General features: G+C 68.7%; 11 protein-coding genes and 1 tRNA gene. 7 read left to right on the forward strand and 5 right to left on the reverse strand.

Annotated elements, in window-relative coordinates:
- The first annotated feature begins 141 nt into the window (after positions 1-141).
- A tRNA-Leu gene (locus tag DAERI_RS14760) sits at positions 142-226 on the forward strand.
- A 56-nt stretch (positions 227-282) separates the two neighbouring features.
- Here the strand turns inward: DAERI_RS14760 and DAERI_RS14765 are convergent.
- A complete protein-coding gene (locus DAERI_RS14765; RefSeq protein ID WP_103130202.1) occupies positions 283-1,458 on the reverse strand; it encodes a glycosyltransferase in 1,176 nt (391 codons plus the stop codon).
- Between the two features lie 39 nt (positions 1,459-1,497).
- Between DAERI_RS14765 and hisA the strand changes: the two genes are divergently transcribed.
- Positions 1,498-2,220, forward strand: a complete 723-nt coding sequence (gene hisA, locus DAERI_RS14770; RefSeq protein ID WP_103130203.1) for a 1-(5-phosphoribosyl)-5-[(5-phosphoribosylamino)methylideneamino]imidazole-4-carboxamide isomerase — start codon at positions 1,498-1,500, stop codon at positions 2,218-2,220.
- Between the two features lie 27 nt (positions 2,221-2,247).
- Here the strand turns inward: hisA and DAERI_RS14775 are convergent, their stop codons facing one another.
- Positions 2,248-3,444: a YihY/virulence factor BrkB family protein gene (locus DAERI_RS14775; RefSeq protein WP_103130204.1), complete on the reverse strand. Its 1,197-nt coding sequence runs from the start codon at positions 3,442-3,444 to the stop codon at positions 2,248-2,250.
- A gap of 94 nt (positions 3,445-3,538) precedes the next feature.
- Here DAERI_RS14775 and DAERI_RS14780 point away from each other — a divergent pair, with 94 nt between their 5' ends.
- From DAERI_RS14780 to DAERI_RS14795, 4 genes are all read left to right on the forward strand, one after another.
- Positions 3,539-3,958: a thioesterase family protein gene (locus DAERI_RS14780; protein WP_103130205.1), complete on the forward strand. Its 420-nt coding sequence runs from the start codon at positions 3,539-3,541 to the stop codon at positions 3,956-3,958.
- A gap of 71 nt (positions 3,959-4,029) precedes the next feature.
- A complete protein-coding gene (locus DAERI_RS14785; RefSeq protein WP_103130206.1) occupies positions 4,030-5,778 on the forward strand; it encodes an NAD-dependent malic enzyme in 1,749 nt (582 codons plus the stop codon).
- A gap of 147 nt (positions 5,779-5,925) precedes the next feature.
- Entirely contained in the window at positions 5,926-6,297 is a 372-nt protein-coding gene (locus DAERI_RS14790) for a hypothetical protein (RefSeq protein WP_133162044.1), read from the forward strand.
- A gap of 66 nt (positions 6,298-6,363) precedes the next feature.
- The gene (locus DAERI_RS14795; protein ID WP_103130208.1) at positions 6,364-8,100 is read left to right on the forward strand and encodes an NAD-dependent malic enzyme; all 1,737 of its coding nucleotides are present in this window, start codon (positions 6,364-6,366) and stop codon (positions 8,098-8,100) included.
- Between the two features lie 59 nt (positions 8,101-8,159).
- On the opposite strand, the gene lon is transcribed toward DAERI_RS14795, so the two are convergent.
- The 3 genes from lon to clpP form a co-directional block, all read right to left on the reverse strand.
- The gene (lon, locus tag DAERI_RS14800; RefSeq protein WP_103130209.1) at positions 8,160-10,607 is read right to left on the reverse strand and encodes an endopeptidase La; all 2,448 of its coding nucleotides are present in this window, start codon (positions 10,605-10,607) and stop codon (positions 8,160-8,162) included.
- 169 nt (positions 10,608-10,776) lie between these two features.
- Positions 10,777-11,997: an ATP-dependent Clp protease ATP-binding subunit ClpX gene (gene clpX, locus DAERI_RS14805; RefSeq protein WP_103130210.1), complete on the reverse strand. Its 1,221-nt coding sequence runs from the start codon at positions 11,995-11,997 to the stop codon at positions 10,777-10,779.
- Entirely contained in the window at positions 11,994-12,605 is a 612-nt protein-coding gene (gene clpP, locus DAERI_RS14810) for an ATP-dependent Clp protease proteolytic subunit (protein ID WP_103130211.1), read from the reverse strand. The genes clpX and clpP overlap by 4 nt, the downstream gene beginning before the upstream one ends.
- Before the next feature lie 549 nt (positions 12,606-13,154).
- On the opposite strand from clpP, the gene DAERI_RS14815 reads away from it, so the two are divergent.
- Positions 13,155-13,346, forward strand: a complete 192-nt coding sequence (locus tag DAERI_RS14815) for a hypothetical protein (protein ID WP_103130212.1) — start codon at positions 13,155-13,157, stop codon at positions 13,344-13,346.
- The last annotated feature ends 22 nt before the right edge of the window (positions 13,347-13,368 follow it).

The following is a 13,368-nucleotide window of genomic DNA, read 5'->3' on the forward strand; positions in this document are numbered from 1 at the left end:
GAAGCCGACTGAGGAGTTCACCAGCGCGCCCCGCCACCACAGGACTTCGTCGTTGCCCTGCCCGCCTGTTGACAGCCCCCCGACTCGCCGCTAAAGTAAGCAAGCCTGAAACGCGCCCCCGTGTGGGCGAAGCCAAGGAATGCCGAGGTGGCGGAATTGGTAGACGCACTAGTTTCAGGGACTAGCGCCGCGAGGCGTGTGGGTTCAAATCCCATCCTCGGCACCAGCGTAGGAACCCCCCGCGAGTCAGCGGGGGTTCTTGCTGTTGTGGCGGGACGAGCTTCAGGAGTTCTTCCCGGCCCAGAAGCGGCTGCGCGTCCGCCCCCGCGCCACCGTCCGCGCGTAGACCTCCTCCAGCGCGGCGGCGCGGGTGGGGAGGTCGTACTGGGCGGCGCTCGTCCTTGCCCCGGCTTGCAGGGCGGGCAGCCGGTCCGGGCGCAACATGCCCAGGAGTCCGGCGGCCAGCGCGTCCGGCGTGGGGTCGGTGACGATGCCGTTCAGCCCGTCCCGCACGAGGTCCAGCGCGGCGGGGCTGTGCGCGGCGACGAGGGGCGTTCCGGCCGCCAGCGCCTCGATCATGCTCATGGGCAGCACCTCCGAGGTGCTGGCGGTGAGGAAGGCGTCGGCGGCGGCGAGGGCGTCCGGCACGCGGGCATAGGGAAGCGGGCCGGTGAAGGTGACGCCCTGCGGCGCCCCGTCCTGCGCCTCCTCGCGGCTGGGGCCGTCGCCCACCACCACCAGCCGCAGCTCCGGGCGCGAGGCCTGCGCCCGGGCGAAGGCGCGCAGCAGCACGTCCAGGTTCTTCTCGGGCGCCAGACGGCCCAGGTACATCACGAGGGGCACGTCCCCCGGCACGCCGTGCTCGGCCCGGAAATCCTCGCCCCGCGCCTCCCGGAAGGCGGCGAGGTCCACCGGGTTGGGAAACAGCGTCACCTCGCCCCCGAAGCCGTACTCGCGCAGCATCTGCTCCATCGCGCGCCCCGGGGCGAGCACGGTGTCCACCCGCCGGGCGAAGGCCGAGATGTGCGGGCGCAGCATCGCCCGGCCCACCCGCCTCGGCATCGGGGTGTAGTGCAGGTACTGGTCGTACTGGGTGTGGGCCGTGAAGACGACCGGGGCGTTCGCCAGCCGCGACCACGTCAGCGCCAGCCGCCCGGCCAGGAAGGGGTGCATGGTGTGCAGCACGTCGAGGTCGCGCAGCGGCAGCCGCGCAGTGAGGAGCGGCCCGGGGGCCAGCATGATCGGGTAGTCGGCGGGAGCCCCCAGCGCCCGCGCCCCCGCGAAGGAGGAGTTGAGGCGGTAGACGCCCTCCTCGCGTTCCGGGGCCTGGGGGTGGCGGGGGGCGAAGATGCGGACCTCGTGGCCCCGCTCGCGCAGGCCGCGGGCGTACAGCGCCGTACTCGTGGCGACGCCGTTCCGGGACGGGAGGTAGGTGGCGGTGACGATCCCGATGCGCACGACCCCCGGAGTGTACCTGCTGGCCGTTATCCTGCCCGCATGACCGCTGCCCCCCTCCCCCAGATCATCCCCTGCGTGGACATCCAGTCGGGCCGCGCCGTCCGGCTGTATGAGGGTGACCCCGACCGCGAGACGGTGTACTTCGACTCCCCGCTGGAGGCCGCCCGCCACTGGGTCCGGCTGGGCGCGGGCCTGGTCCATCTGGTGGACCTCGACGCCGCCACGGGCCGGGGCCAGAACCGCGAGGTCATCCGGCAGATCACCGCCGAGCTGGAGGTGCCGGTCGAGGTCGGGGGCGGCATCCGCGACCGGGCCGCAGCGGAGGAGCTGCTCCGGGCCGGGGTGGAGCGGGTCGTCATCGGCACCGCCGCCGTGAAGAGCCCGGAGCTGGTGCGGGAACTGATCGCGGCCCACGGCCCCGAGCGGGTGATCGTGAGCCTCGACGCGCGCGGACTGGAGGTCGCCACCCACGGCTGGGCCGAGGGCAGCGGCGTCAGCGTGGCCGAACTCACCCCGACGCTGGCGGGGGCGGGCCTGGAGACGTTGATCTTCACCGACGTGACGCGCGACGGCACCCTGAGGGGCCTGAACCGCGAGCTGATGCGGCAGGTGCGCCAGCTCTGGACGAATACGCTCATCGTGGGCGGCGGGGTGGCAAATCTCGACGACGTGCGGCTCCTCGCCGAGGAGGGCATCCACGGCGCCATCGTGGGCCGCGCGATCTACGAGGGGACGCTGCCCTACCCGGTGACGGGGCTGTAGGGGGCAGAACGCGGGCGGGGTGTGACCCTATTTGCGCCGCACCCGCCGCGTGCCCTTCCAGCCCAGCACCCTCAATACCAGCACCGCCGGGACGGCCATGACCGCCGTGACCGCGTTCCACAGCGCCCGCCCCACACCCGGCACCGTGTCCCTCGGAACGAGGGTCCGCACCCGGAACGGTTCCCCGGCCCCACCCCGGGCAGGGGCGGCCTGCGGTCCCGGAATCTGTACCCGGCCACGGGCGTCCGCGCGGGCGTCCTGCGGGTCGGCGTTCGCCTGGGCCTCGGCCTCCTGGGCGCTGGGGGTGGGGTCGATCTGCGCGCCCTTGGCGGCCAGCGCCGCCTTCTTGCCGGTGTTGACCGCGCCGCCCGCGTGGGAGCCGTATTTCTGCGAGTACACCCAGGTGACCTCGGCGCCGAAGAAAAAGATCATCGCGCTGTAGTAGATCCACAGCAGCAGCGCCACCAGCGAGGCGGCGCCCAGGAAGACGCTCCCCGGCGCGGCCCGGCCCAGATAGATGCCGATGGCGACCTGGCCCAGCATGAACAGCACGGCGGTCACCGCACTCCCCACCCAGACCTCGCGCCACTGGAGCTTCACGGCGGGCAGGAACTTGTAGATCAAGGCGAAGATGGGGGTCAGCAGCGCGACGCTCAGCAGCGCGGTCCCGGCCCGCACAAAAAAGGCGCCCGCCCCAATCACGTCGCCCAGGTGTTGCGCGATGGCCGAGAGGTAGGTGTTCAGACCCAGGAAGGCGAGCAGCACCACGCCGATGCCCAGGATCAGCAGGAACGAGATCACCCGCGTCTGCACGATCTTGACAATGCCCTGGGGGGGTGGCGGGTCGGCCCCCCACATGCTGCTCAGGGCGTCCTGAAGCTGCACGAAGAGGCCGGTGGCGCCCAGAAGCAGGGTCACGAAGCCGATGACCGTCGCCACGATGGAGCCGCGTTGCAGGCCCTCCTGCTTGGTCACCAGTTCGCTCAGAAAGGAGGCGGCCTGCTCCCCCAGGTTCTGCGCGACCAGGCCGCCCTCGCCGAACAGATTATGGATGACGGCGTCGTTCGTCAGAAAAAACCCCGCGACCGCCACCGCGAACAGCAGCAGCGGCGCCAGGCTGAACATGGCGTAGTAGGCGATGGCCGCCGCCAGCCGGGGGGCCTTGTCCTGCCCGAAGGCGAGCGCCGCCTCCCGAATCAGCGTGAACAGGTCGGCGAACTTCATGCGGGCAGTCTAAGGGGCGGTTCCGAACGCTCCGGCCCACCACCGCACGGTATTTCCTTCACGGACGGTCCCGGACGCCTGCTACCTTGCCCCCATGCGCCCCATCCCGCCCGGCTACACCCAGACCCTCACCGTCCTGGTCACCGACGAGATGACCGTGCAGTTCGGCGAACTCGGCGCGGTCCACCCCGTCTACGCGACGTACTGGCTGGCCCGGCACTTCGAGGAGGCGGGCCGCAAGATCATCCTCCCCTTCCTGGAGGACGGCGAGGGCGGCATCGGCACCGAGGTGCAGGTCACGCACACCGCCTCGGCGCTGCCCGGCATGACCGTCACCGTGACCGCCACCTTCGAGCGGATGGAGGGCCGCCACATCGTCTGCTCCATGCGCGCCGTCTCCGAACTCGGCGACGAGATCGGGCACGGCACGACCGGCCAGTTGGCGCTCCCACAGGCGAGGATCGACGCGGGCTTCGAGCGGCTGCGGGAGCGGTGGGCGGCGCGCGGGGACTGACCGTTCCCGTGCCTTGCGTGCTTTTCGTGCCTGAACCCCGTCCAGTGCAGCCGAGCTAGACTTCTCCGGTTATGCCCGAAGCTCCGCGCGTCTCCCGCTACTACGACGTGAAGCGCGACGAGGACGGCCACCGTTACCTCGACGTGAACGTGACCGGCTTCTCGCTGCTGCATATCCCGCTGCTGAACAAGTCCACCGGTTTCACCCGCGAGGAACGCCGCGTGCTGGGCATCGAGGGCCTGGTCCCGCCCCACACAAGCACCCTGGAGGAGCAGAAGGAGCGCACCTACCTGCGCTACCTCCAGCAGACGACCGACCTGGAGAAGCACGAGTTCCTGCGCGCCCTGCAAGACCGCAACGAGGTGCTGTTCTACGCGATCTTCGCCGACCACCTGGAGGAGATGCTGCCCATTCTCTACACCCCGACGGTGGGCGAGGCCGTGCGCGTCTTCTCCCACATCTACCGCTACCCGCGCGGCCTGTCGGTGAGCACCGAGGACATCGACCGGGTGGAGGAACTGCTGGAGAACGTGCCGCTCAACGACGTGCGGATGATCGTGGCGACCGATTCCAGCGCGATTCTGGGCATCGGGGACCAGGGCTTCGGCGGGATGGCGATCTCCATCGGCAAGCTGAGCCTGTACACGGCGGCGGGCGGCGTGGGGCCGGACAAGACGCTCCCCGTCGAACTCGACGTGGGTACCGACCGCCAGGACCTCATCGACGACCCCCTGTACCTGGGCGTCCATCACCGCCGCCTGACCGGCCCCGAGTACGACGAGTTCCTCGACCGCTTCGTGGAGGCGACCGCCGCCCGCTACCCCAAGGCGATCATCCAGTGGGAGGACTTCGCGCGGGGCACGGCCTTCCGGGTGCTGGAGCGGTACCGCAAGGTCGTGCCGAGTTTCAACGACGACATTCAGGGGACGGGGGCGATGGCCCTGGCCGGGCTGATCAGCGCGAGTCGGCTCAAGGGTGAGCGGTTGCAAGACCAGACCTTCGTGGTCGTCGGTGCCGGGGCGGGCGGCATCGGTGTGGCGGGGGCGATTCGCCAGGGGTTGATGCAGGCGGGCCTGAGCTACGCGGAGGCGAACGCCCGCGTGTACGTGGTGGACCGCCACGGCCTGCTCATGCACGACCAGCCCGGCCTGGAGGCCTACCAGTTCTCCTTCGCCCGCCACGCGGGGGACATCTCCGGCTGGACGTACGAGGGCGAGTGGCCCACCCTGCACGAGACGGTCGTGAACGCCCGGGCCACGGCCCTGCTCGGCCTGACCGGTGTGCCCGGCCTTTTCCGCCAGCCCACCGTCGAGGCGATGCTCGCGCACACCGCCCGCCCCATCGTCTTCCCGCTCTCCAACCCGACGAGCAATGTGGAGGCGCAGCCCGCCGACCTCATCCGCTGGACGCAGGGGGCGGCGATTGTCGCCTCGGGGAGCCCCTTCCCCGACATCGAGCATGGGGGGCAAACCTACCCGGTCGGGCAGGGCAACAACGCCTTCATCTTCCCGGGGCTGGGCTTCGGGGCCGTCATCAGCCGCGCCCGCGAGATCACCGACGGCATGGTGATGGAGGCGGCGCAGACCCTCGCCGACGAGACCCCTGGCTACGGCGAGCGCGTCTATCCGCCCGTGAGCGCCCTGCGCGAGATCAGCCTCAAGGTGGCCGTGCGGGTCGCCCGCCGCGCGATCAGCGAGGGCGTCTGTGCCGAGCGCCGTATCCGCAACCTCACCGACGAGGAGCTGGAAGCCTTCGTCCGCCGCCGCTCGTGGGTGCCCAAGTACCTGCCGCTGAGAAAGGCGGCGGACGCGCGGGACTGAGGCGGAGTCGCGGCGTGACGGGTTGCCCCCGGCCAGCCCCGGGGGGTTACGATGGGGACGGCATTCGGCAACTTCCCGTCCTCTTGCCGTCGGTCTGGCCGTTCGTCCCCCCACGGAAAGGCAGGTCCAGCCATGCACTCCCGGCAGTTGGCATTCCGCGTCGCGTCTGTCTGGCTCACCCTCGCGGGCATCACCCTGCTGTTTCCCGTCCTCGCCGACCGGGTGTTCGCGCTCAACCTCACGAACTGGGGCCTGGCCTCCGAGTACGGCGGGGTGCTGCTGATTACGGGGGTGATGTACTGGGTCTTTGCCCGGGATGACGAGCGGTATGCCCCCCTGACGGGCCTGGTCGCCCTGGGAATGTTGCTCAACGCGGCGATCAACGCCTACTGGTGGGCCGTGGGGCACTACGCCCTGCAAACGGCGATCTTCAACATGGTGATCAACACGGCGCTGGCCGCCTGGCTCTGGACCCTGCGCCCCCGGGCGGTTCCCCCCGTCCCGGCTCATCCCCGCTAAGGTACGCGCGTCTTCCTGGGGAGACCTTTCCCGCCACCCCCGCCCCTTCGCCGATTACCCTGGGACATGGCCCACATCTCCCGCTACTACGACGTGAAACGCGACCCTGCTGGGCACCGCTTTCTGGAGGTGCGGGTGACGGGCTTTCCCCTCCTGCACCTCCCGCTGCTGAACAAGAGCACGGCCTTCACCGAGGAGGAGCGCCGCCTGCTGGGCCTGGAGGGGCTGCTTCCCCCGGGCGTCAGTTCCCTGGAGGAGCAGAAGGAGCGGGCCTACCTGCGCTTTCGCCAGCAGGGGACACCGCTGGAAAAGCACGCCTACCTCCGCAACCTCCAGGACCACAACGAGGTGCTGTTCTTCGCCCTGCTCGAAGACCACGTCGAGGAGATGCTGCCCATCATCTACACGCCCACCGTGGGGGAGGCCGTGCAGCAGTTCTCCCGCCTGTACCGCTATCCGCGCGGCTTCGCCATGAGTACGGCGCATGTCGAGCGCGCCCGCGAACTGCTGGGCAACGTCCACCTGCAAGACGTACGCATGATTGTGGCGACCGATTCCAGCGCCATTCTGGGGATTGGGGATCAGGGCTTCGGCGGCATGGCGATCTCTATCGGTAAGTTGAGCCTGTACACGGTCGCGGGTGGGGTGGGGCCGGACAAGACGCTGCCCGTAGAACTCGACGTGGGCACTGGACGGCAGGATTTGATCGAGGACCCCCTCTACCTGGGGGCCCGCCATCCCCGCCTGACGGGCGAGGCGTACGACGCCTTTATCGACGCCTTCGTGCAGGCGGTGCAGGAACGCTATCCCAAGGCGATCATCCAGTGGGAGGATTTTTCCAAGGACACGGCCTTCCGGGTGCTGGAGCGGTACAGGAAAGTCGTGCCCAGCTTCAACGACGACATCCAGGGGACGGGAGCGGTGACGCTGGCGGGTGTGTTACGAGCCTGCGCGCTGAAGGGCGAGTGGCTGAGGGATCAAGTGGTGGTGATCCACGGGGCGGGAGCCGGAGGAGCGGGGGTCGCCGCCGCCATCCGCGAGGGCATGGGCCGTGAGGGACTGGCTCCCGAGGAGGTCGCCCACCGCGTCTTCGTCCTCGACTCGCGCGGCCTGCTCACCGACGACCGCCGCATGGAGGACTACAAGCAGCCGCTCGCCACACCGAAGGGCATCACGGAAGGCTGGGCAGGCACCGACCTCCTCACTGTGGTGCGCGAGGCGGGGGCGACGGTCCTGCTCGGCCTCAGCGGGCAGGGGGGCATCTTCAACGAACCCATCGTGCGGGCGGTCCACGCCAACGCGGCGCGGCCCATCATCTTCCCGCTGTCGAATCCCACCTCGAACACCGAGGCCCTCCCCGAGGACGTCCTGCGCTGGACAGACGGCCAGGCCATTGTCGCCACCGGCAGTCCCTTCCCCGACGTGACCTTGGAAGGGCAGACATACCAGATCGGGCAGGGGAACAACGCCTTCATCTTCCCGGGCCTGGGCTTCGCCGCCGTCCTGACCCGGGCGAGCGAAATCACGGAAGGGATGGTCGCGGAGGCCGCCTACGCCCTCGCGGACTTCACCGCCCGCGAGTCCCCGGAGCGTACCTATCCGCCCACCCGCGCCCTGCGCGACGCCAGCCGCGCCGTCGCCCTGCGCGTCGCCCGGCAGGCGATCACGGAAGGGGTGGCGCGGGAGGAGCGGGTGCAGAACCTGAATGACGAGGAACTCGACGCCTTTATCGAGAGCCGTTTTTGGTTCCCGAAGTACCTGCCCTACCGAACGGCGGAGGGAGCCAGCCCCGACCTGACCTGATTTCAACCAAGAGAAACGCCCCCGATTCCTCGGAGGCGTTCCTGATGGCTGAGGGCGGCTTACGCCCCGGGCTGCGTCACGTCCCGGCCCTGGGTCGGGGGAATCGTGGCGGGCTGCTCCTCGGGCGCGGGCAGGAGGACCAGGTCGAGCACCTCGCCCACCCGCTCGACGGCGTGAATCCGCAGATCGCCGCGAATCGAGTCCGGCACTTCCTGGAGGTTGGGTTCGTTGTCCTTGGGGAAGACGACTTCCCGAATCCCGCCCTGGTGCGCCGCGAGCAGCTTCTCCTTGAGGCCGCCGATGGGCAGGACCCGGCCACGCAGGCTGATCTCGCCCGTCATCGCCACATCCATGCGGACCGGGCGGCCCGTCACGGCGCTGATGACGGCGGTGGCAATCGTGATGCCCGCGCTGGGGCCGTCCTTCGGCGTGGCGCCGTCGGGGATATGGACGTGAATGTCGAGCTTCTTGTGGAACTCGGGGTCGGCGCCGTACTTGGCCGCGTGGGCGCGCAGGTAGGCGACCGCCGCCCCCACACTCTCCTTCATCACGTCACCCATTGAGCCGGTCATGCTGACCTTACCCGTTCCCGGGGTGGCGAGCGCCTCCACGACGAGCATCGTGCCGCCCACGCTGGTCCAGGCCAGGCCCTGTGCGACGCCAACCTGGGGCTCTTTCTCCATCCGGTCGGGGCGGTGCAGCGGCACACCGAGGTACGCGGGGATGTCGGCGGCGTCGATCACCCGCACGCCCTCCCAGGGCTGCTCCAGCAGCTCGCGGGCGGCCTTGCGCGCCAGCTTGCTGATCTGGCGGTCGAGGTTCCGCACGCCGCTCTCGGCGGTGTACTCCTCGACGATGCGGTTCAAGGCCGCGTCGGTGATCTCCAGCCGACCGACCAGGCCGTGTGCCTTGACCTGGCGGGGCACCCGGTACCGCTTGGCGATCTCTACCTTCTCCGGCTGGGTGTAGCCGGGGATATTGATGACCTCCATGCGGTCGAGCAGCGGCCGCGGGATGGTCTGGAGCGTGTTCGCCGTCGTGATGAACATGACCTGCGAGAGGTCGTACGGCACCTCCAGGTAGTGGTCCTGGAAGGTGTGGTTCTGCTCGGGGTCGAGGACTTCCAGCATCGCGCTGGAGGGGTCGCCGCGCCAGTCGCTGCTCATCTTGTCGATCTCGTCGAGCAGGATGATCGGGTTGGTCACGCCCGCCGTCTTCATCGCCTGGATGATGCGCCCGGGCATGGAGCCGATGTAGGTGCGGCGGTGGCCGCGAATCTCGGCCTCGTCGCGCACGCCGCCCAGGGCCATGCGGACGAACTTGCGGTTGAGGCTGCGGGCGATGCTCTTGCCCAGCGAGGTCTTGCCCACCCCGGGAGGGCCGACCAGGCAGAGGATCGGGGCGCGCAGCTCGCCGTCCTCGATGCGCTCCTCGGCGGTGCGCTCGCGGCGCTGCTCCTCGGTCTCGCCGTCCTTGTGAGTGAGCTGGCGCACGGCCAGGAACTCCAGGATGCGGTCCTTCACGTCGCCCAGCGCGTAGTGGTCGGCGTCGAGGATGTCACGCGTGCGGGTGATGTCGAGGATTTCCTCGTCGCGCTTGCTCCACGGCACGTCGGTGAGCCAGTCGATGTAGTTGCGGACGACGGTGCTCTCGGGGCTGCCGCCGGGCGTGCGCTCGAGGCGTTGCAGCTCCTTGAGGGCCTTGTCCTTGACCGACTCGGGCATCCCGGCGGCCTCGATCTTCTCGCGCAGGGCCTCGACCTCGGCGGGGCCGTCCTCGCCGCCGCCGAGTTCCTTGGAGATCGCCTTCATCTGCTCGCGCAGGTAGTACTCGCGCTGGTTGGCGTCCATCTGCTCCTTGACGCGCCCCGCGATCTTCTTGTCCATGTTGAAGCGCTCGGTGTCGCGCGTCAGGAACTTCAGCACGGCCTCCAGACGCTGGCGGGGCGAGACGGCGCTCAGCACCTCCTGCTTCTCCTCGGGCGTCCAGGTGGCGTGGTGCGCGACCTGATCGGCCAGGGCGCCGGGGTCCGAGAGGTTCTTCAGGGCCTCAAGCTGGTAGTTGTCCAGCCGCAGGTTCTTGTTCTGGCGCTGGTACTCCTCGAAGGCGGCCTTGACCTCCTGCGCGAGGACCTGCACCTCGCGGCCCTCCAGCTCGGAGGCGGGGGCCGCAGCGGCCTGCGTCTCGGCGCGCACGCGCAGGTAGGCGGACGGCACCTCGTCCAGCACCTGGGCGCGCTCCTGCGCCTCCACGAGGACCTGGTAGGTGTTGTCGGGCATCCGAACGACCTGCTTGACGACGGCGAGCACGCCCATGTCGTACAGCTCGCCGCGGGCCGGGTCGTCGGTGCGCGGGTCGCGCTGGGTCAGCAGCAGCACGCGGCGGTCGGAGGCCTGCGCCTCGTCCACGGCCCGCTTGCTCTTGGGACGGCCGACATCCACGTTCATGGTGATGCCGGGCAGGATCACGATATTTCTGAGGGCGACGACGGGAAGTTCCCAGATCATGCTTGCTCCTTGGGACCGGGCCGGGAAGCCCGGGAAAGAGGTGAGGGGGATGCGGGAAGTCTTCCTGTGAGCCTACTCCGCAGCAGGCCCGCAGAGAAAAGACACCCCGCCCACGATGTCCCCAGATTCTAAGGACGCGGGCGGGAGGCGGCTGTAATCTATCTCTCTATTACGCAGACTTCTTGAGTCCCTTTGACTCAAGCAGTTCTAGGGGATGGTCGATGTTCCCCGCGTCGAAGCGCAGTTCCCGCAGGCCCTCGACGGGCAGCTCGAACAGCAGGTCGGTCATCGCCTTTTCGAGCACCGCTCGCAACCCGCGCGCCCCGGTCTTGCGCTCCTTCGCCCGGTGCGCGACCTCGCGCAGCGCCGCCTCGGTGAAGGTCAGGTCCACGTCCTGGAACCCGAACAGCGCCTGGTACTGCTTGACGATGGCGCCCTGCGGCTCGGTCAGGATGCGGACGAGCGCGTCCTCGTCGAGGTCCTGAAGCTGCACGACGAGCGGCAGACGGCCCACGAACTCGGGGATCAGGCCGAACTTCACGAGGTCCTCGGGCAGGAAGCGCAGCTCCTCTTTCTCCTCGCCCTTGTGCTCGGCGCCGAAGCCCACCGCGCGGACGTTCGTGCGGGCGCGGGCGATCTCGCTCATGCTCTCGAAGGCGCCGCCCACGATGAAGAGGATGTTCTTGGTGTTCACCTGCACGAGTTCCTGCTGCGGGTGCTTGCGGCCCCCCTGCGGCGGCACCTGCGCGACCGTGCCCTCGATGATCTTGAGCAGGGCCTGCTGCACGCCCTCGCCGCTCACGTCGCGGGTGATGCTCGTGCCCTCGGACTTGCGCGCGATCTTGTCGATCTCGTCGATGTAGATGATCCCACGCTCGGCGGCGGCCACGTCGTACTCGGCGGCCTGCAGGAGGCGGACGATCACGTTCTCCACGTCGTCGCCGACGTACCCGGCTTCCGTCAGCGTGGTCGCGTCCGCGATGGCGAAGGGCACCTCCAGCATCTCGGCGAGGCTCGACGCCAGCAGCGTCTTGCCCGTCCCGGTCGGCCCGATCAGGAGGATGTTGCTCTTCTGGAGGTTCACGTCGGGGTGCGCGAGGCGCTGGTAGTGACTGACGACCGCGACCGCCAGCGCCTTTTTCGCCTCGTCCTGCCCGATCACGAACTCGTCGAGGTAGGCCTTGATCTCCTTGGGGCTGGGGAGTTCTTCGAGGTTGAACTCGCTGCCCTTGCTCTTGTTCTGCTTGACGAGTTCGTGCGCCCGGTCGGTGCATTCGTTGCAGATAAAGGCCGCGCGGCCCGGCGCCTCGATCAGTTGGGCGATCTGGGGATGCTGCCGCCCGCAGAAGGAGCAGCGGTCGCCGCCGATGTTGGCCCCCCGGCCCGTCACAGCGCGGCCTCGATCTGGCGGGTGTTCTCGATCACCGAGTCGATCAGGCCGTACTGCATGGCCTCCTGCGGGGACATGAAGCGGTCGCGTTCCATATCGCGCAGCAGCTTGTCGTGCGGGATGTTGGTGTGCTTGTGATACAGGTCCACCATCTTGTCGCGCAGGTGCAGCACTTCCTTGGCCTGCACCTCCACGTCGGGCGTGTTCCCCCGGAAGCCCGCCGAGCCCTGGTGAATCATGATCCGGCTGTTGGGCAGCGCCAGCCGCTTGCCCTTGTCGCCCGCCATCAGGAACACGCTGCCCATGCTCATCGCAATCCCCACGCAGATGGTGCTGACGGGCGCCTTGATGTAGCGCATGGTGTCGTAGATCGCCAGGCCCGAATACACGTCGCCGCCCGGGCAGTTGATGTACATCTGGATCTCCTGCTCGGGGTTCTGGGAATCCAGCAGCAGCAACTGCGCCACGATGGTGTTGGCCATCTGCGGCTCCACGGGCGTGCCCACAAAGATGATCCGGTCCTTGAGCAGGCGCGAGTAGATGTCGTACATCCGCTCGCCCCGACCGGTCTGCTCGATCACGTAGGGAATCACGCTCATGCGGCGCATTATCGCACGGGTCCCCGGAACGAAGGTGGGCAAAGCTGCGCTGGGCACATTGGTGGGCAGGGGCCGGGGGCGGGGGTGAAGCAGTCGGGAAGAGCAGGGAAAAGGCCGTGCTGTGGGGTTAAACGCCTCTCCTGCCTGGCCCTTCAGTCGTTGCAGGCATCTGGACTAACCTCTTTGGCTTAGTGGGGGGAGGGGTGGCTGCAAAACTTCTTCCCTTTGAGGAGTTGAGGAATACGCGGCGGTTTCTGACTGAACGGGGAAGTCGTCCAGAACAGCAAGAAAAGCTCCTCCCCTTGAGGGGGGAGGCTCGGACTCGTAGAGCTGCCTGCGGAGGGGGTGAATCGAAGCGGCGTCCCGAGGCCATGAGGAAGGATGTTGGGCCTGTGTTCACCGTCCAGCCGATCGCACGCCCCCTCACCCCAGCCCTCTCCCACGGGGGGAGAGGGGGCAAGTGCCCACCATCGCCTTAAGTTCCCCCCACACGGCTTCTAATCGTGCGCCGGGCCTGACCCGCTTACGCTGGAAGTCCCAAGCCCAAGGAGGTTCAGCATGACAGACGACACCCGTTCCGACACCACCGTCTCCAGGTCCGAAACCACGCGCACAGAGACAACAGAAGTCACCACCTCGGAGGGAACCGAGACGGAGACCCGGCGCCACACCGAGACGCACGAGGTCCAGGAGGAGGCCCGGCCGGTGGTCGAGACCACCACGACGACCACGACCATCATCGAGGAGTGACGCCCGAATCCCCGAAATGAGC

The organism is Deinococcus aerius, assembly GCF_002897375.1.
Lineage (GTDB): Bacteria > Deinococcota > Deinococci > Deinococcales > Deinococcaceae > Deinococcus > Deinococcus aerius.

Bases quoted from the DNA above. Each gene is read 5' to 3' on its own strand.
- hisA (WP_103130203.1), top strand. From the start codon at position 1,498: ATGACCGCTGCCCCCCTCCCCCAGATCATCCCCTGCGTGGACATCCAG.
- DAERI_RS14775 (WP_103130204.1), bottom strand. From the start codon at position 3,444: ATGAAGTTCGCCGACCTGTTCACGCTGATTCGGGAGGCGGCGCTCGCC.
- DAERI_RS14780 (WP_103130205.1), top strand. From the start codon at position 3,539: ATGCGCCCCATCCCGCCCGGCTACACCCAGACCCTCACCGTCCTGGTC.
- DAERI_RS14785 (WP_103130206.1), top strand. From the start codon at position 4,030: ATGCCCGAAGCTCCGCGCGTCTCCCGCTACTACGACGTGAAGCGCGAC.
- DAERI_RS14795 (WP_103130208.1), top strand. From the start codon at position 6,364: ATGGCCCACATCTCCCGCTACTACGACGTGAAACGCGACCCTGCTGGG.
- lon (WP_103130209.1), bottom strand. From the start codon at position 10,607: ATGATCTGGGAACTTCCCGTCGTCGCCCTCAGAAATATCGTGATCCTG.
- clpP (WP_103130211.1), bottom strand. From the start codon at position 12,605: ATGCGCCGCATGAGCGTGATTCCCTACGTGATCGAGCAGACCGGTCGG.
- DAERI_RS14815 (WP_103130212.1), top strand. From the start codon at position 13,155: ATGACAGACGACACCCGTTCCGACACCACCGTCTCCAGGTCCGAAACC.